General features: G+C 70.8%; 14 protein-coding genes. 9 read left to right on the plus strand and 5 right to left on the minus strand.

What is annotated here, in order from left to right:
* Nucleotides 1-19 precede the first annotated feature (19 nt).
* Entirely contained in the window at nucleotides 20-2,113 is a 2,094-nt protein-coding gene (locus ABZ826_RS15455; RefSeq protein ID WP_361447325.1) for a SpoIIE family protein phosphatase, read from the plus strand.
* 53 nt (nucleotides 2,114-2,166) lie between these two features.
* On the opposite strand, the gene ABZ826_RS15460 is transcribed toward ABZ826_RS15455, so the two are convergent.
* The 3 genes from ABZ826_RS15460 to ABZ826_RS15470 form a co-directional block, all read right to left on the minus strand.
* Nucleotides 2,167-3,258, minus strand: coding sequence for an AI-2E family transporter (locus tag ABZ826_RS15460; RefSeq protein ID WP_361447327.1), 1,092 nt, complete (start codon nucleotides 3,256-3,258; stop codon nucleotides 2,167-2,169).
* Nucleotides 3,259-3,342: 84 nt separating this feature from the next.
* Nucleotides 3,343-4,299 (minus strand): pirin family protein, encoded by a 957-nt coding sequence (locus tag ABZ826_RS15465; protein WP_361447329.1) that lies wholly within the window; start codon nucleotides 4,297-4,299, stop codon nucleotides 3,343-3,345.
* A 163-nt stretch (nucleotides 4,300-4,462) separates the two neighbouring features.
* Nucleotides 4,463-4,903, minus strand: a complete 441-nt coding sequence (locus ABZ826_RS15470) for an SseB family protein (RefSeq protein ID WP_361447331.1) — start codon at nucleotides 4,901-4,903, stop codon at nucleotides 4,463-4,465.
* Nucleotides 4,904-5,074: 171 nt separating this feature from the next.
* Between ABZ826_RS15470 and ABZ826_RS15475 the strand changes: the two genes are divergently transcribed.
* From ABZ826_RS15475 to ABZ826_RS15500, 6 genes are all read left to right on the plus strand, one after another.
* The gene (locus ABZ826_RS15475) at nucleotides 5,075-6,901 is read left to right on the plus strand and encodes an acyl-CoA dehydrogenase (RefSeq protein WP_361447333.1); all 1,827 of its coding nucleotides are present in this window, start codon (nucleotides 5,075-5,077) and stop codon (nucleotides 6,899-6,901) included.
* Between the two features lie 111 nt (nucleotides 6,902-7,012).
* Complete coding sequence (locus ABZ826_RS15480) at nucleotides 7,013-7,639, plus strand: Uma2 family endonuclease (RefSeq protein ID WP_361447335.1); 627 nt, start codon at nucleotides 7,013-7,015, stop codon at nucleotides 7,637-7,639.
* A gap of 148 nt (nucleotides 7,640-7,787) precedes the next feature.
* On the plus strand, nucleotides 7,788-9,086 hold the full coding sequence (locus tag ABZ826_RS15485) for a M18 family aminopeptidase (protein WP_361447337.1): 1,299 nt from the start codon (nucleotides 7,788-7,790) through the stop codon (nucleotides 9,084-9,086).
* A gap of 105 nt (nucleotides 9,087-9,191) precedes the next feature.
* A complete protein-coding gene (locus ABZ826_RS15490; RefSeq protein ID WP_361447339.1) occupies nucleotides 9,192-9,413 on the plus strand; it encodes a DUF6458 family protein in 222 nt (73 codons plus the stop codon).
* A 133-nt stretch (nucleotides 9,414-9,546) separates the two neighbouring features.
* Nucleotides 9,547-12,423 carry a BTAD domain-containing putative transcriptional regulator gene (locus ABZ826_RS15495; RefSeq protein ID WP_361447341.1) on the plus strand — a complete coding sequence of 959 codons (2,877 nt, stop codon included), beginning with the start codon at nucleotides 9,547-9,549 and terminating at the stop codon, nucleotides 12,421-12,423.
* A 170-nt stretch (nucleotides 12,424-12,593) separates the two neighbouring features.
* Nucleotides 12,594-13,349, plus strand: a complete 756-nt coding sequence (locus ABZ826_RS15500; RefSeq protein ID WP_361447343.1) for a hypothetical protein — start codon at nucleotides 12,594-12,596, stop codon at nucleotides 13,347-13,349.
* A 108-nt stretch (nucleotides 13,350-13,457) separates the two neighbouring features.
* On the opposite strand, the gene ABZ826_RS15505 is transcribed toward ABZ826_RS15500, so the two are convergent.
* Nucleotides 13,458-15,284 carry an NHL domain-containing thioredoxin family protein gene (locus ABZ826_RS15505; RefSeq protein ID WP_361447345.1) on the minus strand — a complete coding sequence of 609 codons (1,827 nt, stop codon included), beginning with the start codon at nucleotides 15,282-15,284 and terminating at the stop codon, nucleotides 13,458-13,460.
* A gap of 81 nt (nucleotides 15,285-15,365) precedes the next feature.
* Between ABZ826_RS15505 and ABZ826_RS15510 the strand changes: the two genes are divergently transcribed.
* Nucleotides 15,366-15,860 (plus strand): LURP-one-related family protein, encoded by a 495-nt coding sequence (locus ABZ826_RS15510; protein ID WP_361447346.1) that lies wholly within the window; start codon nucleotides 15,366-15,368, stop codon nucleotides 15,858-15,860.
* A 156-nt stretch (nucleotides 15,861-16,016) separates the two neighbouring features.
* Here ABZ826_RS15510 and ABZ826_RS15515 read toward each other — a convergent pair whose 3' ends face one another.
* Entirely contained in the window at nucleotides 16,017-16,817 is an 801-nt protein-coding gene (locus ABZ826_RS15515) for a carbon-nitrogen family hydrolase (protein WP_361447348.1), read from the minus strand.
* A 312-nt stretch (nucleotides 16,818-17,129) separates the two neighbouring features.
* Here ABZ826_RS15515 and ABZ826_RS15520 point away from each other — a divergent pair, with 312 nt between their 5' ends.
* Complete coding sequence (locus ABZ826_RS15520; protein WP_361447350.1) at nucleotides 17,130-17,954, plus strand: maleylpyruvate isomerase family mycothiol-dependent enzyme; 825 nt, start codon at nucleotides 17,130-17,132, stop codon at nucleotides 17,952-17,954.
* Nucleotides 17,955-18,002: the final 48 nt, after the last annotated feature.

Raw genomic sequence — 18,002 nt, forward strand, 5'->3', positions numbered from 1 at the left:
ATCTTCTTAAAGTGGGGCAATGCGCACCGAGGACGTCCTGGCCGCGACCGCGACCGGCCTGTGGCGCTGGGACAACGCAGCCGGGACCGTCACGCTCGATGCCGAGGCGGCCCGGCTGCTTGAGCTGCCCGCCGCGGCCGGTGTCTTCCGCGAGTCCGCGGTGCGTTCCCGTTTCCATCCGGTCGACTGGAACGAGATCTACGGAGTGGTGAATCTCGCGGTCGCCGAGGGCACCCTCGCCGAGGCCCGGCTGCGGATCGTGGACGAGCACGGCCGGGTGCTGCGTACCGTGCGCAGCCGTTCCAAGCCGTTCCCGCCCGAGGCGCCCGGCAGCACGTCCTATGTGCTGATCGGCACGCTCCAGGAGGTCGCCGAGCCGCAGCCGGGCACCACCGGGGCGCACACCCCCATCACCGGGGACTGGCGCCGCTCGCGTGAGGCGTTCCTGCTGGACGCGGGCCGGGCGCTGGCCGAGGCCCGGTCGACCGCGGAGGTGCTGCGGGTCGCCGCCTCGCTGTCCATGCCCGGGTTCTCGCCGGACGGCCTGGCGGTCTTCGGTATCTCGGGCGAGCGGCTGACGATCATCGGGCACCACGGGCACGGCGTGGGAGACGAAGGACCGTTCAACGACATGCCGCTGGAGACCGACTATCCGGCCGCCGAGGTCGTACGTACGGGACGCGCGATCTACCTGCCCTCTGCCGAGGAGTACAGCCGCCGCTACCCGATCACCTGGCCGCTCGCCCGCCGATTCGGCCGCCGCTCCTGGGCCTTTCTGCCGCTGATCGTGGCAGGGCGGACCATGGGCGCCTGGATGGCCGGCTTCCGGCACCCGGTGTCGTTCTCGCCGGACGAGCGTGCCGTACTGACGACCGTGGCCCGGATGCTCGCCCAGGCCCTGACCCGGGCCGGGGTCGCCGAGACGGAGCGCGAGCTGTCGCTGGGACTCCAGCGCTCGATGATGCCGTCGCTCGGCCCCGAGATCCCGGGGATGACGGTCGCCGCCCGCTACGTGCCGACCGGTGGCGGGCTCCAGGTCGGCGGCGACTGGTACGACATGATCCCCCTCCCCAACGGCCGCATCGCCCTCGTCATCGGTGACGTCCAGGGCCACGACGTGCGCGCCGCGGGCCTGATGGGCCAGTTGCGGATCGCCCTGCGCGCGTACGCCTCCGAGGGTCATCGCCCGGACGCGGTGCTCTCCCGCGCGTCCCGGTTCCTCTCCGGCCTCACCGACGCGTACGAGGACGGGGCGGGGACGGGGCTGCGCTTCGCGACCTGTCTGTACGCGGAGGCCGACCCGGAGACCGGCGTTCTCGACATCGCGCGGGCCGGCCACCCGGATCCGGTGGTGGTGACCGCCGACGGGACCGCGATGATCCGCCAGACCGAGGGCGGGCTGCCGCTCGGCATCGAGGCGGACGCCGACTACCCGACGACCCGGCTCACCCTGGAGGCCGGGGAAACGATCATGCTCTGCACCGACGGGCTGATCGAGACCGGCGGCCACGATCTGGCGACCGGCTGGATCCGGCTGCGGCCGATCCTGGAACAGCACACGGACGACCTGGAGAAGCTCGCCGACGCCCTCGTGCAGGCCGTGCACGGGCCCACGTCGCACTACACGACGGGGCCGCTGGCGGACCGCCGGGAGGACGACATAGCGGTGCTCCTGCTACGGCGCGACGGGGGGACGTCGAAGGAGACCGCGCGGCGCACCGCGCTGACCATCGCGCAGGCGGAGCCGGAGCGGATCGCGGCGGCCCGGCAGCATCTGCGGGAACTGCTCCACGACTGGGCCGATCCGGAGCAGGTCGACGCGGCGGTGCTGATGATCTCCGAGATGGCCACCAATGTGCTCGTCCACACGGACGGGGACGCGCTGGTGGTCGCCGAGGCGACGGGGGAACCCGGGAAACGGCGGCTGCGGGTGGAGGTGGCCGACGCCAGCGACGAGCTGCCGCACCGTCGGCGGCCCGGGGAGATGGCTTCCAGCGGGCGGGGGCTGATGCTGATGGAGATGCTCGCCGACGCGTGGGGGGTGGATCCGCAGGGGGCGGGGAAGTCGATCTGGTTCGAGCTCTACGAGCCGTGGCCGGACGAGATGGGCTGAGCGCGAGGGGCCGGGACGGCGCCGTCCCGTCCGGAATGACGTCGGCCGCCCGGTCAGGCGTCGGGCGGGGCCGGGGAGGAGGCGGGGCCGCCGCCCTCGCCCTGTGCTCCCCGCTCCCCCCGCAGTTCGCCGACGATGCCGAAGGCCGCCGCGCAGACCGGCACCGCGAGCAGCATGCCCAGCAGTCCCGCCACTCCGGCGCCCGCGGTGATCGCGATCATGATGGTGGCGGGGTGCATCTGGACCGTACGGCTCTGGATCATCGGCTGCAGGACGTGGCCCTCCAGCACCTGCACGGCGAGCACCACCCCCAGCGCCCAGAGCGCGATCACGAACCCCCGGTCGGCGAGCGCGACCAGCACCGCGACCGCGCCGGAGATGAAGGCCCCGAGATAGGGGATGTAGGCACCGACGAAGACCAGCGCGCCGAGCCCCACCGCGCCGGGGACGCTCAGGATCAGCAGGCCGACGGTGATGCAGATCGCGTCGATCAGCGCGATGAACGTGGTGCCTCGCATGAAGCCCTGGACGGCTTCGAAGGCCCGCCGTCCCATGGCTTCGACCTGGTCTCCGGTGCCGCGCGGGGCGATCGAGTGGGCGAGGCCCGCGGCCCGGTCGGAGTCGCGGAGGAAGAAGAAGGTCAGCAGGAGGGCGAGGACGCTGGTGGCGATCAGCGAGCCGATCAGGCTGATCCCGGAGAGGAGTCCGCCCGCCGCGCTCGCGCCGAACTTCTGGAAGATTTTCCGGGCGTTGGCGATGAGGTCGTCCACATTGGTGTTCTTGCTGATCCCGAAGTGGTCGATGACCCACTGCCCGGCGTCCTTCAGCGAGTGGACGATCTGGTCGCCGGTGTCGACGAGCGCGGTGACGACGATGTATCCGGCGCCGCCGACCACCGCGACGAGCAGGGCGCAGGTGAGCCCCGCGGCCAGTGAGCGGTTCAGTCCGCGGCTGGTCAGCCAACGATGGACCGGCCCGAGCAGCGCGGTGCCGAGCAGCGCGAGCAGCACGGGGGTGACCGCCGTCTTGAAGATGACGCACAGCCAGACGGCGACCGCGGCGACCCCGGTGACGAGGAGAACGACACCGCACCAGGCGGCGGTACGCCGCGCGCTGTCGGGCAGGAGGGGCTTGGGGGTCTGCACCCTCCCACCCGATCACGGCGCGGGGGCGATGTCCCGCTTGTGCGGCCGTACGGGTGGCGGTCTGTCACACATCGGCCTCACGGGTCACATTCCGTGGACGGCGGGCACCGTGCCGAGGCGGCCGGCCTGGAAGTCCTCGAACGCCTGCTTCAGTTCGGCCTGGCTGTTCATCACGAACGGCCCGTAGTGCGCCATGGGCTCGCGGATCGGACGGCCGCCGAGCAGCACGACCTCCAGGTCCGGGGTGTTGCCGTCCTGCTGCTCGTCCGCACGGACGGTCAGCGAGGAACCGGCGCCGAACACCGCGGTCTGCCCCATGTGGACGGGGCGGCGCTCCGTACCGACGGAGCCGCGCCCGGCGAGCACATACGCGAGTCCGTTGAAGTCCTCGCGCCACGGCAGGGTCACCTCGGCACCGGGACGGACGGTGGCGTGGATCATCGTGATCGGGGTGTGCGTGATGCCGGGACCCTCGTGCCCGTCGAGCTCACCGGCGATGACGCGGAGCAGCGCGCCGCCGTCCGGGGAGGCGAGGAGCTGGACCTGACCGCCGCGGATGTCCTGGTAGCGGGGGGCCATCATCTTGTCGGCCTTGGGCAGGTTCACCCAGAGCTGGAGGCCGTGGAAGAGGCCGCCCGACATCACCAGGGACTCCGGCGGGGCCTCGATGTGCAGGAGGCCGGACCCGGCGGTCATCCACTGGGTGTCGCCGTTGCGGATGGTGCCGCCGCCACCGTTGGAGTCCTGGTGGACGAAGGTTCCGTCGATCAGGTACGTGACGGTCTCGAAGCCGCGGTGCGGGTGCCAGGGAGTGCCCTTCGGTTCGCCGGCCGCGTACTCCACCTCGCCCATCTGGTCCATCATGATGAACGGGTCGAGGTACTTGTAGTTGATCCCGGCGAACGCGCGGCGCACCGGGAAGCCCTCCCCTTCGAATCCGCTCGGCGCCGTGGTGACGGCGAGCACGGGACGGGCCTTGGCATCGCCCGAGGCGGCGACCTTGGGCAGGGTCAGCGGGTTTTCGACGGTCACTGCGGGCATGGGAGCCACCTCCGGGTTTGTCCTGAGCTCAATTTAGTTGAATGGTGAACATTCCGCAAGGCGTCATCCATTCCCGGACCGTCACAACAGGGAGAAGGAGCCCGCACCGAAACGCGAAGGGGCCCGTACCAGGCGGTACGGGCCCCTTCGTGAAGCGCGGATCTCAGCCGTACATACGGCGCATCGCGAAGTCGACCATCTGCTCCACGGCCTTGGCGTCGAAGACCATGCGGTGCTCACCCTCCATGTCGAGGACGAAGCCGTAGCCCGTCGGCAGCAGGTCGATCACCTCGGCCCCGGTGATCACGAAGTACTTGGACTCCTTGCCCGCGTACAACCGGAGCTCCTTGAGCGTGGTGAACATCGGGATCACCGGCTGCTGGGTGTTGTGCAGCGCGAGGAAGCCGGGGTTGTCGCCGCGCGGGCAGTAGACCTTCGACGTCGCGAAGATCTGCTGGAAGTCCTCGGCGGCCAGCGAGCCGGTGGTGAAGGCACGTACCGCGTCCCCCAGGGAGGGCGGCGAGGGCTCGGGATACAGCGGCTGCTCGCCGTAGCCGCCGCCCATCTGCTGCTGTGCACCCGGGTTCTGGTCGTAGCCGTACATACCGCAAAGAGTAATCGGCCACATCGGGCCCTTGAGGGGTTGCGTCTTATTACTGGCGGGTAGCATCATCGTAGAGGTCAGCTGATATACGCACGCCAGCTCGTCGCCCACCCGGCCCACACCCCCCTCCCGGGGTGCTGCGCGCCACTGCTATTGATTACGGAGCCTTCCATGGGGCACTACAAGTCGAATCTCCGCGACATCGAGTTCAACCTCTTCGAGGTCCTCGGGCGCGACAAGACGTACGGCACCGGCCCGTTCGCCGAGATGGACGTCGAGACGGCGAAGAGCATCCTCGACGAGGTCGCCCGTCTCGCGGAGAACGAGCTGGCCGAATCCTTCGCCGACGCCGACCGCAACCCGCCGGTCTTCGACCCGGAGACCAACACCGCGCCGGTCCCGGAGACCTTCAAGAAGTCGTACCAGGCCTTCATGGACTCCGAGTACTGGCGTCTGGGCCTGCCCGAGGAGATCGGCGGCACCACCTCGCCGCGCTCCCTGATCTGGTCCTACGCGGAGCTGCTGCTCGGCTCGAACCCGGCCGTGTGGATGTACTCCTCGGGCCCGGCGTTCGCCGGCATCCTCTTCGAGGAGGGCAACGAGGCGCAGAAGAAGATCGCCGAGATCGCCGTCGAGAAGCAGTGGGGCTCGACGATGGTGCTGACCGAGCCGGACGCCGGTTCGGACGTCGGCGCGGGCCGCACGAAGGCCGTCGAGCAGGAGGACGGCTCCTGGCACATCGAGGGCGTGAAGCGCTTCATCACCTCGGGCGAGCACGACATGTCCGAGAACATCATTCACTACGTGCTGGCCCGCCCCGAGGGCGCCGGTCCCGGCACGAAGGGCCTCTCGCTCTTCATGGTCCCGAAGTTCCACTTCGACTGGACCACCGGCGAGCTGGGCGAGCGCAACGGCGTGTACGCGACGAACGTCGAGCACAAGATGGGCCTCAAGGCGTCCAACACCTGCGAGATGACCTTCGGCGACCAGCACCCGGCCAAGGGCTGGCTGATCGGTGACAAGCACGACGGCATCCGCCAGATGTTCCGCATCATCGAGTTCGCCCGCATGATGGTCGGCACGAAGGCCATCGCGACCCTGTCGACCGGCTACCTGAACGCGCTGGAGTACGCCAAGGAGCGCGTCCAGGGCACCGACCTCTCGCAGTTCATGGACAAGGCCGCCCCCAAGGTCACCATCACGCACCACCCCGACGTGCGCCGCGCGCTCATGACGCAGAAGGCGTACGCGGAGGGCATGCGCTCGCTCGTGCTGTACACCGCCACCGTCCAGGACGCGATCCAGGAGAAGGAGGCCGCGGGCGAGGACGCCAAGGCACTGCACGGCCTCAACGACCTGCTGCTCCCGATCGTGAAGGGCTACGGCTCCGAGAAGTCGTACGAGCAGCTGGCGCAGTCGCTCCAGACGTTCGGCGGCTCCGGGTACCTCCAGGAGTACCCGATCGAGCAGTACATCCGTGACGCCAAGATCGACACGCTGTACGAGGGCACGACGGCGATCCAGGGCCAGGACTTCTTCTTCCGGAAGATCGTCCGCGACCAGGGTGCCTCGCTGAACGCCCTCTCCGAGGAGATCAAGAAGTTCCTCGCCGGCGCCCAGGGCCACGAGGAACTGTCCGGCGCGCTGGACTCGCTCGCCAAGGCCGCCGTGGACCTGGAGGCGATCGTCGGCACGATGATCACCGACCTGACCGCGACCGGCGAGGACGTCAAGAACATCTACAAGGTGGGCCTCAACACCACCCGCCTGCTGATGGCCTCCGGCGATGTCGTCGTCGGCTACCTGCTGCTCAAGGGCGCGGCCGTCGCGACCGAGAAGCTGCCGACCGCCACGGCGAAGGACGTCGCCTTCTACCAGGGCAAGATCGCCGCCGCGAAGTTCTTCGCCGCGAACGTCCTGCCGGGCGTCTCCACCGAGCGCGCACTCGCGGAGTCCGTCGACAACTCGCTGATGGAGCTGGACGAGGCCGCGTTCTAGCCTCAGGCCCCGCTCACGATCGTCAACACGCACCGTCACCCGGACAGGCTTTCGGGTGGCGGTGCTGTCGTATCAGCTGGGTACGCTGGCTGCAGGGCCAGAACCCCGTCCATGGGAGGAACCATGACCGCCGAGGCACTGCCCGAGGCGTCGCAGCTGCGGCGCGAGACATCCAAGTGGCCGGTCCCGCCTGAGGACGGCTACACCGTGGACGACTTCTTCACGCTTGATGACCTCCCGCCGCACACAGAGCTGATCGACGGGAGCCTGGTTTTCGTGAGTCCGCAGCGCAATTTCCACACGCTGGCGATGTATCTGCTGGAACAGGGCCTGCGCACGCACGTACCCGCCGACCTCCGCGTGCGCCGGGAGATGGCCATCGTGCTCGGCAAGCGGAACGCGCCGGAACCCGACCTGGTCGTGGTGCGGGAAGAAGGTGCGGTGAACCAGCGGCAGACACGCTACGACGCCGCCGACGTCCTGCTCGCCGTCGAAGTCGTATCCCCCGACTCCGAGGACCGCGACCGCGACACCAAGCCGCACAAGTACGCGGGCGCAGGCATCGAGCACTTCTGGCTCGTCGAAATGGCCGGCGAGAACGACCGGCCCGTGGTCTGGACGTACACACTCGACCCGATCAACAAGACATACGTCTCCACCGGCGTCCACCACGACCGCCTGAAGCTCTCCGCCCCGTACGACATCGACATCGACCTGACCGCCATCGACCAGCTGTAGGCCCGGTCTCCCCGCACCCGCCCCGGTCTCCACGGACGCGTCGCGGCGCCGCTCTCCCCGCACCCGCCCCGGTCTCCACGGACGCGTCGCGGCGCCGCCGCGGGACGACGGTGAATCCGGCCGGTCCGGCCTCGTTACAGTGAAGAACATGAGTTCCTCCCTCCGCTTCGACCGCGGCCACACCGACGATCTGATGGCCTTCCTGATGTCCTCCCCCTCCCCGTACCATGCCGTGGCCACCGCGGCCGAGCGGCTGGAGAAGGCCGGGTTCCGCCAGGTCGAGGAAACCGCGGCCTGGGACGGCACCAGCGGGGGGAAGTACGTCCTGCGCGGCGGTGCGATCGTGGCCTGGTACGTGCCCGGGGGCGCCGCGGCCCACACCCCGTACCGGATCGTCGGGGCGCACACCGACTCGCCGAACCTGCGGGTCAAGCCGCTGCCCGACACCGGCGCGTACGGCTGGCGGCAGGTCGCCGTGGAGATCTACGGCGGGACGCTCCTCAACACCTGGCTCGACCGGGACCTCGGCCTCGCCGGCCGGATCTCGCTGCGCGACGGCACGCACCGGCTGGTGAACATCAACCGGCCGCTCCTGCGCGTACCCCAGCTGGCCGTGCATCTGGACCGGTCGGCCAACCCCGACGGCCTGAAGCTCGACCGGCAGAAGCACATGCAGCCGATCTGGGGGCTCGGGGAGGTCGAGGAGGGCGACCTGATCCGGTTCGTCGCCGCGGAGGCGGGCGTCGCCGCCGAGGACGTGACCGGCTGGGACCTGATGCCGCACCCCGTCGAGCCGCCCGCCTACCTGGGCCGGGACCGCGAGCTGCTGGCCGGGCCCAGGATGGACAACCTGCTCTCCGTGCACGCGGCGACCGCCGCGCTCGCCGCCGTCTCCGGGCAGCCGGACGCCGAGCTGCCGTACATCCCGGTCATGGCCGCCTTCGACCACGAGGAGAACGGCTCGCAGTCCGACACGGGCGCCGACGGACCGCTGCTCGGCACGGTCCTGGAGCGTTCCGTCTTCGCCCGCGGCGGTACGTACGAGGACCGCGCCCGTGCCTTCGCCGGGACCGTCTGTCTCTCCTCCGACACCGGCCACGCGATCCACCCCAACTACGCCGAGCGCCACGACCCGACCCACCACCCGGTGGTCAACGGCGGACCGATCCTCAAGGTCAACGTCAATATGCGGTACGCGACCGACGGCAGCGGCCGGGCCGTGTTCGCGGAGGCGTGCCGGAAGGCCGACGTGCCCTGGCAGACGTTCGTCTCCAACAACTCGATGCCGTGCGGCACCACGATCGGCCCGATCACCGCCGCCCGGCACGGCATCCAGACCGTGGACATCGGTGTCGCGATCCTCTCGATGCACAGTGCCCGTGAACTGTGCGGCGCGAACGATCCGTATCTGCTGGCCAACGCGCTGGCGGCGTTCCTGGCGGGCTGAGTCTCCCTCCGCCCCGACCACGGTCCGGGGCATGGCCGTCACCGGGCCGGGTACGCGAGCCGTACACCGGCCCGGAACTGCCGGGCCGTCGAGGAGGCGGGAATCATGGGACTCGGAGGATGCATCATCCTCATCGGCGCCGGGGCGATACTGGCCTTCGCCACGGACTGGAAGATGGACACCGTCGACGTCGACCTGGTCGGCTGGATCATGATGATCGTCGGCATCATCGGGGTCTTCGTCTACGCGAGCATCGCGCGGCGCCGCCGGATGATCGTGCCGCCCGGCACCACGGTGGTGTCCGAGCACGAGCGCCACCACCCCTGACCCACGACGCCTGTCGGATCGCGCCCCGCCAACCCGGCGATGACCCCTCGTCGACTCCGCGGCACCCTCGATATCCTGGGACATTGCCCGTGCCCCCACCACGGGTGCACCCCGCCCGGAAGGGAAGCCGTACGTGGAGTTCCGGCTGCTCGGCACCGTCTCCGTCGACACGCGTACCGGGCCGCTGCCCCTCGGCCCCGCAAAACGCCGCAGCCTGCTGGCCGCGTTGCTGTTGTCCGCCAACACACCCGTATCCATCGCCCGGTTGACGGACTCCCTGTGGGACGACGAACCACCGTTGCACGCCCGCAGTGTCATCCAGGGCCATGTCTCCCGGCTCCGCGCCCTCCTGGTGGGCGCGGACGCGGAGGCGTACGGGGTGGAGCTGATCACGCTCGGCGACGCGTATGTGCTGCGGGTGCCGGAGACCCTGCTGGACTCGCAGCGGTTCGAGGAGTTGCTGGTACTGGCGCGGGAGCAGCGCAGCCCCGCCGACTCCGCACTGATGCTCAAGGAGGCCCTGTCCCTGTGGCAGGGCCCGGCGCTCACCGGCGCGTTCGCCGGCCCGCCGCTGCAGGCCGCAGCGCACTCCCTGGAGGAATCCCGGCTGGCGGCGGTCGAGCAACTGGCGCACGCCTACACGGCGCTGGGGGAACACAGCCGGGCCGCGGCGGTGCTGCGGGCGGAAGCCGTCGCGCATCCGATGCGGGAGTCGCTGGCGGCAGCCCTGATGACGGCGCTGTACCGGGCGGGGCGTCAGTCGGAGGCCCTGGACTGGTTCCACCGCACGAGGCGGCTGCTCGCCGACGAGCTCGGGATCGACCCGGGACACGAACTCGCCGACGCGTACGCGCTGATCCTGCGCGGCACCCCGGGACCGGATGCGCCGACCGACCGCCCGGACGACTCGACCGGCGGTGCGAAGCCCAGGCCCGGTACGGAGCCCAGGCCCGGTACGGAGGCCAGGCCCGGTACGGAGCCCGGGGCCGGTGTGAAAGCCGGGATCGTGGCGGAGGCCTGGGCCGGTGCGGACAGCACCTCCGGCCCGCCGCTTCCCCGCTCCGCAGTCCCACACCCCCTCGTCGGTGAGCCGCATCCCACCGATCTGCTGCCCCGGGCACCCCGCGGCTTCCACGGGCGGGGCGCCGAACTGGCCGCGCTCAGCCGGGCCGCGGCGGGCGAGGCACCCGTCTGTCTGGTCACCGGACCGGCGGGCGTGGGCAAGACCGCGCTGGCCCTCCAGTGGGCGCACCGGAACTCCGCCGCCTTCCCGGACGGACGGCTCTTCGCCGATCTGCGCGGGTTCAGCGACACGGGTGAGCCCACACTCATCGAAGTCCTGCGGGAGTTCCTGCTGGCGCTCGGCGTCGCACCGCGCCGCATCCCCGAGTCCGCCCCCGCCGCGGCCGCGCTCTTCCGGTCCCTGACCGACCGGCGCCGGCTGCTCGTCGTCCTCGACAACGCCCGCGGCTCCGCCACGGTCAGGCAGCTGCTGCCGGGCGGCACCGACTGCGTCACGCTGGTCACCAGCCGGCACCGGCTGGAAGGCCTCATCGCCTCGGACGCGGCCCGCCCCGTCCCGCTCGACGTACTCGAACCGCAGGACGGCACGGCCCTGCTGGCCGGTGTGCTCGGCGAGGAGCGGGTCCTCGCCGAACCCGTGGCCGCCCGCCGGCTCGCCGGACTCTGCGGAGGACTGCCGCTCGCCCTGCGCGTCACCGCGGCCCGGCTGGCGGGACGCCCGCAGCGGACGCTGGCCGGGCTGGCCGACGAACTGGCCGACGAACGCAGCCGGCTGACGTACCTCGCCGTCGACGACACCGGCGTCTCGGCCGCGCTGCGGCTGACCGTGCAGCAGCTTCCGCCGGACGCCGTCCACCAGTTCACCCGGCTCGGCCACCACCCCGGCAGCCACGTCGACCGGCACACCGCCGCCGCACTCGCCGGCACGGATCCGGTCGCCGCCGCCGCGGCGCTGGAACGGCTCGCCACCGCCCACCTCGTCACCGAGACGGCACCCGGTCGCTGGGTGCTGCACGATCTGGTCCGTCTCTACGCCCGCGGCCTGGACCCCGCGTCCGGACCCGAGGCCCTCGTCGGCGTCCTCGACCACTACATAGCCACCGCGCTCGCAGCCGCCGACACGGCCGAACCTGGCGGCGAGCCCTGCTTCGTCCTGCCGGACGACTACCATCGCCCCGCCGCCGTCCAGGACTTCACCGACCGCGCGGCGGCGATGAACTGGCTGGCCGCCGAACGCGACGATCTGGCCCGGGCCGCCGTCGCGGCCCGGGCCGCCGGGCTCGACGACCGGGCCTGGCGGATCATCCTGCTCCAGTGGCCGCAGGTGGTGTGGCGGGTCCGGGACGGCTGGGCCCCGCTGCTGGAACTGGCGCTGGACGCCGCGCGCACCGAGCACGATCCGTACGCCGAGTCGCGGGTGATCAATCTGCTGGGCTGGGTGCTGACCGAGGAGGGCAGGAGCGCCGAGGCCGTCGCCCTGCTGGAGCGCTCGCTCGACCTCGCCCGGCAGGCCGGAGACCGGCTCGGCGAGGCGACCGCGCTGATCAACCTGGCCATCGTCCAGGCCGAACAGGGCGGGCTCGACACGGCGCTGAAGGGCTGCGCGCTCGCCGTCGACCTGGCCCGCGAGGAGGCCGACGCGCACACCGAGATGCTCGCCCTGCAGCACCTCTCCCGGATGCAGCTCACCGCCAACCGGCCGCAGGAGGCGCTGCACTCCGCCCGCACGGCGCTCGACCTCGGCCCCGAGCACGAGGAGGTCGCGCGCCGGGTGCTGCTGCTGACCGTCAGCGGCGAGGCCCGGCTGGCGCTCGGCGACGAGGAGGAGGGCATCCGGATGCTGGACCTGGCGGCAGCGGAGGCGGAACGCGCCGAGTACGACCAGGGAGCGGTGCGGGCCCTCGAAGCCCTGCTGCGGGTCACTGCACGCGCGGAGTACCGCAGGCGGTACGAAGAGGCGGTCGGACGGCTCGCCCACGACGGCTGAGCCGCACGCCGACGCGATGACGTGAGAGTGACGGTCCGAACGTCAGCGGGACGTCAGCGGGACGCCGGCAGAACATGAGCGGCCCGCCCCAGACTCATAAATGTCAGCAGGACAGGGGCGCTCGCCAATGACCAGGCGTCCGTCTCACCGTCAGACTCGGGGGAATTTCCATGAGCACTCTCCGTCACCGCACCACCGTCCTCGCCGCCGCGACCACCGCCGTGCTGGCCCTGGCCCTCACGGCCTGTGGCGGGGACGGCTCCGGTACGAAGTCCGCCGGGCCGGCGGGCGACGCCGCAGCGGCTGCCGCTTCGACGGACACCACCCAGCCCGCCTCCGACGCGACGACCACGGGCACCTCGAAGACCGGCGGTGCCGGGCAGAACACCGGAGCCACGAAGACGGGCGCCTCGACGACCGGCGCGTCCAACGGCAGCGCCAAGACGGGCGGCAGCACCAGCGACAGCTACGCCTACACGCACCCGTGCAAGAGCGAGGACCTGTCGGTACGCGTGTACCCCCGCGAGGGTTCGGCCACCCAGCAGGTGATCGAGGTCAACAACGTCGGCGCGAACTCCTGCGGCCTGAGCTACTTCCCGCGGGTCAGCCTGGGCGCCGCGAAGGCCTCGGACCACAGCTCCGACATCAGGCCGGCCGTTCCCGGCGGCCTGGGCGGCGCACCCGCGTACCCGGTCAAGCCCAAGACGGCCGCCATCGCGGTGATCGACCTCAACCCGAGCGGCGCGAACGGTCTGACCTGGATCAACGAGATGAACGTGCTCGCCGACGGCGACCACATGCCCAACGCGGAGACGCAGAACTTCGAGCTCGGCCCCGATGTGAAGGTGCGCGACCCGAAGCTCAGCCTGTACCGGAGCACGGTCGCCGAAGCGGTGAGCTCCATGAAGCAGGCGGGCACCTCCTGACCCGCTGAGCCGGGCCGTACGACGAGCCCCGCGGGACGCGGCCCCTACCCCGCCGCACACACCGCACCCGGCGCAGAAGGCCCTCCGTGTCCGGGGCTCCGCGCGCCGTCAGGCCCGCTCGTCCATTCCTGCCAGCACCAGCGGCAGCCGGGGCGTTCCCTCCGCACTCACGCGGACGGGGACGCCCCAGTCCTGTTGGTGGACATGGCAGGCCGGGTACTCGTTCGCCGGGTCGTCGTCGCAGGACGCCGCCATCGCGGACACATGCAGGACGCCCTCGGTGACCCCGTCGGCCAGGACCAGGTCGCGGAAGAGATCGGTACCGGGGCCGGAGCCCTCCGCCAGCAGCTCGGGCGGGGTCGCCGAGACGAGCAGCCGGGTCGAGGGACCGTACCGGGTGTCCAGCTTCTGCCCGGCGGGCGCCTGGAAGACCACATCGAGCCGGAGCGTGCCCGGGGCGATCTCGGTCGCCGCACGCTGTGTGCGGTGCGCCCGGTCGGCGACCCGCACGGCCTCCTCCGGGAGCCGCAGCCGGGTCAGCCGGTGTCGCGCGGACTCGACGACGACGAGATCGCCGTCGACCAGCACCGCGTCGCTGGGCTCGCGCAGATCCGTGGCCAGGGTGGTGACCTCGCCGCTCACCGGGTCGTAGCGGCGCAGCGCGTGGTTGTACGTGTCGCAGACGGCGACCGCCCCGTCGGGCAGCGCGGTCACGCCCAGCGGGTGCTGGAACAGCGCCTGATCCGCTCCGCCGTCGCGGTGGCCGAAGTCGAAGAGACCGGTGCCGACGGCCGTGCGGACGGCGAAGCCGGTGGCGTCGCGTTCGACGTACCGCAGGGCGGAGGTCTCCGAGTCGGCGACCCACAGCCGCTCCCCGTCGGCCGACGCGGCGAGCCCCGACGGCTGGGCGAACCAGGCTTCGTCGGCCGGCCCGTCGACCAGGCCCTCGTTGGTCGTGCCCGCCGCGACCCGCACGGTCCCCGTCCCGGGGTCGTACGTCCACATCTGGTGGACGCCCGCCATGGCGATCCACAGCCGGTCCGCGAACCAGGCGACGTCCCAGGGCGAGGAGAGGTCGACCTCGCGGGCCGGGCCGGCCGTCGGCGAACCCTGCCACCACTGACGGCCGGTGCCGGCGAGGGTCGTCGTGATCCCGGTGGTGAGGTCGAGGGCGCGAACGGCGTGATTGACCGTGTCGGCGACCGCGATCCGGCCGTCGGGCAGCACGGCGAGTCCCTGGGGCTCGGAGAACCGGGCCTCGTCGGGCCCGCCGTCGGTGAATCCCCTGTCGCCCGTTCCGACGTGACGGCGGACCGTTTCACCGTCGGGTTCGATCTCGACCAGGCGGTGCCGGGTGGTGTCGGAGACCAGGAAACCGCCGTCGGGCAGGAGCAGGGCCTTGCCGGGGAAGCGCAGATGCGTGGCGACCGGCTCGGGCGCGACATAGGGGCCGTCGCCCCGGCGCAGCGTGCCCTTCGCCTCGTGCTCGGCCTCCAGCTCCTCGACCAGCTTCTCGATGGCGTGCGCGTGTCCCTCACCCGCGTGCTGGGCGACGACATACCCCTCGGGGTCGATGACGACGAGCGTGGGCCAGGCCCGTACGGCGTACTGCTTCCAGGTCGCCAGCTCCGGGTCGTCGAGGACCGGATGGTGGACCTCGTACCGCTCGACGGCGTCGACGACTGCCTGGTGCTCGGCCTCGTGCACGAACTTCGGCGAGTGCACACCGATGATCACGACAGTGTCGCGGTGCTTCTCCTCCAGCTCGCGCAGCTCATCGAGGACATGCAGGCAGTTCACACAGCAGAAGGTCCAGAAATCCAGGATCACAATGCGTCCTCGCAGGTCAGCGAGGGTGTACTGCTGGTCGCCTGTATTGAGCCAGCCGCCCTTGCCGATCAGCTCGGGGGCCCTGACGCGCGCACGTGTTGCCATGTGAACAGTCAACATCACCGTGGCCCGCGCGCATTCCTGAGGTCCACGCATTCCAAGGAGTCCTGGGGGAACCTGTGAGCCATGAGATTCCTGGTACGTGAACGGCTCTTCGCCATCGGTGACGACTACTGGATCGAGGACGCGGACGGCCGGAAGGTCTTCCTCGTCGACGGCAAGGCTCTGCGGGTGCGTGAGACCTTCGAGCTGAAGGACGCGCAGGGCCGGACCCTGGTCGAGATCCGGCAGAAGCTGCTCAGTCTGCGCGACACGATGCTCATCGAGCGCGATGGCGAGGAGCTCGCCAAGGTCAAGCGCAAACGGCTGTCGCTGCTGCGCAACCACTACCGGGTCACGCTGGTGGACGGCACCGAGCTCGATGTCAGCGGCAAGATCCTGGACCGCGAGTTCGCCATCGACTACGACGGGGAACTGCTGGCCCAGATCTCGCGGCGGTGGCTCACCGTCCGGGACACGTACGGCATCGACGTCGTACGGGAGGACGCCGACATGGCGCTGCTGATCGCCGTATCGGTGTGCGTCATCGTGCTCGCCGACAAGGAGCACGACAACGACTGACCGGCTCGGAGATCGAGCCCGTCCGGCAGTCGAGGGCGAAGCCGCCGATGTACCGCGGGCCGAGGGCGGAATCGTCGGTGGCCCGCGGCCCGAGGGCGGAATCGTCGGTGGGCGGGCCCGGTGACGGCACCGGGCCCGGTTTCACGTGAAACGGGACTACTTGCCCGTCCCGGGTGGGGCCAGCCCCAGCCGCCGGTCCTTGAGCGCCGGGAACTGTTCGCGCGTGACGGCGACCTTCGACGGGTCGAACTCCACGCTCAGCACCTCCTCGTCCGCGCCCGCCTCGGCGAGCACCTCGCCCCATGGGTCGACGACGATGCTGTGTCCGGCCTGCTGGATTCCGGCGTGGGTGCCCGCGGTGCCGACGGCCAGGACGTACGACTGGTTCTCGACGGCACGGGCCTGGGCCAGCAGCGTCCAGTGGGAGCGGCGGCTCTCCGGCCAGCCCGCCGAGACGATCAGTGTCTGGGCGCCCGCGTCGACCAGACCACGGAACATTTCCGGGAAGCGCAGGTCGTAACAGGTGGCAAGGCCCAGCGTGGTCTGAGGCAGGGTGACCGTGACCAGTGCCTCGCCGGCGCCCATCATGACCGCCTCGCCCTTGTCGAAGCCGAAGCGATGGATCTTGCGGTACGCGGCGGCCCGCTCGCCCTCGGGCGTGAAGACGAGCGTGGTGTTGTAGAGGCTGCCGTCGTCGGCGCGCTCGACGAAGGAGCCCGCGTGCAGCCAGACCCCCGCATCGGCCGCGGTCTTCGCCATGATGTCGTGGGTGGGCCCCTGGAAGGGTTCGGCCTCGTCCTCGAAGGCGGTGTAGGCGAAGGCGCCGACGGGCCAGAGTTCGGGAAGAATCACCAGATCCGCACCGCGCTGGGCCGCGACCAGCGAAGCCGCACGCTCCCTGCGGGAATTGACGGATTCGTCCGGGTCTACTGCGATCTGGATGAGGGAGGCGAGCACACTACCACCGTCCTGGCATTCGAGCCGTCAACACAGGCCTACGATCGTCACACGAAAGCACTGCCGGGGTGCCTGCTCGCAGCGTAACTTAGAGCGTCCGGCGACTGGGGAGTGGAAGAAGGAGCGGACCTGGGTGCGTGCAGCTGCAAGGCGGAGCGTTGGTGACCGACGACAACGCCGCAGATGTGCGTGGCCGGCCCCGTGACGCCACCCCTTGGTCACCGGACGCTCTGAGCGACCGAACCTCCCACGCAGCCCGCCGCCCGCGCCCAGCATCCAGCCCATGCACCGCAGAACCGCACGAGGGGTCCCGTGACCGTCCATCCCAGCCTCCAGACCTACGCCGATGCCTGGACCCACTCCATCGAGTCGATAGCCGAGCTGGTGAAGCCGCTCGCCGAGGGGGAGTGGAACGCCCGTACACCGTGCCCCAACTGGTCGGTGCGCGACATCGTCTCGCACATCATCGGCATGGAGAGCGAGCAGCTCGGCGATCCGCGTCCGATCCACACGCTGCCGCGCGATCTCTTCCATGTGCAGAGCGACTTCGCTCGCTACATGGAGATGCAGGTCGATGTGCGGCGTCACCACACCGCGCCGGAGATGACCTCCGAGCTGGAGTACACGATCATTCGCCGTGCACGTCAGCTGCGCAACGAGACGCGTGGCCCCGAGACCATGGTCCGGGCGCCGCTGGGCGCCGAGCAGACCCTCGAACTCGCGCTGCGGATGCGGGCCTTCGATGTCTGGGTGCATGAGCAGGATCTGCGGACGACGCTGGGGCAGCCCGGCAATCTGGACTCCCCCGGCGCCTCCATCGTCCGGGACACCCTGCTCGCCGCGCTGCCGAAGGTGGTCGCCAAGGACGCGGGCGCGCCGAACAACTCGGCGGTCGTGCTCGATGTGCACGGGCCGATGGAGTTCCTGCGCACGGTCAGGGTCGACGCCGAGGGACGCGGCTCGGTGGACGGCTCGCCGTCGCTGGGCCCCGCGGTGACGCTCGCGATGGACTGGGAGACGTACTTCCGCCTCGCGTGCGGGCGGGTGCGGGCCGGCGCGGTCGCGGACCGGGTCAAGATCGAGGGCGACCAGGAACTGGCGGCGGCGATCCTGCAGAACTTCGCCGTGACGCCGTGACCTTGCGGGGCCACGAGGTCGCGAGGCCGTGACGCCCCGAGGCCGTAG

The organism is Streptomyces sp. NPDC047515, from assembly GCF_040643055.1.
Lineage (GTDB): Bacteria > Actinomycetota > Actinomycetes > Streptomycetales > Streptomycetaceae > Streptomyces.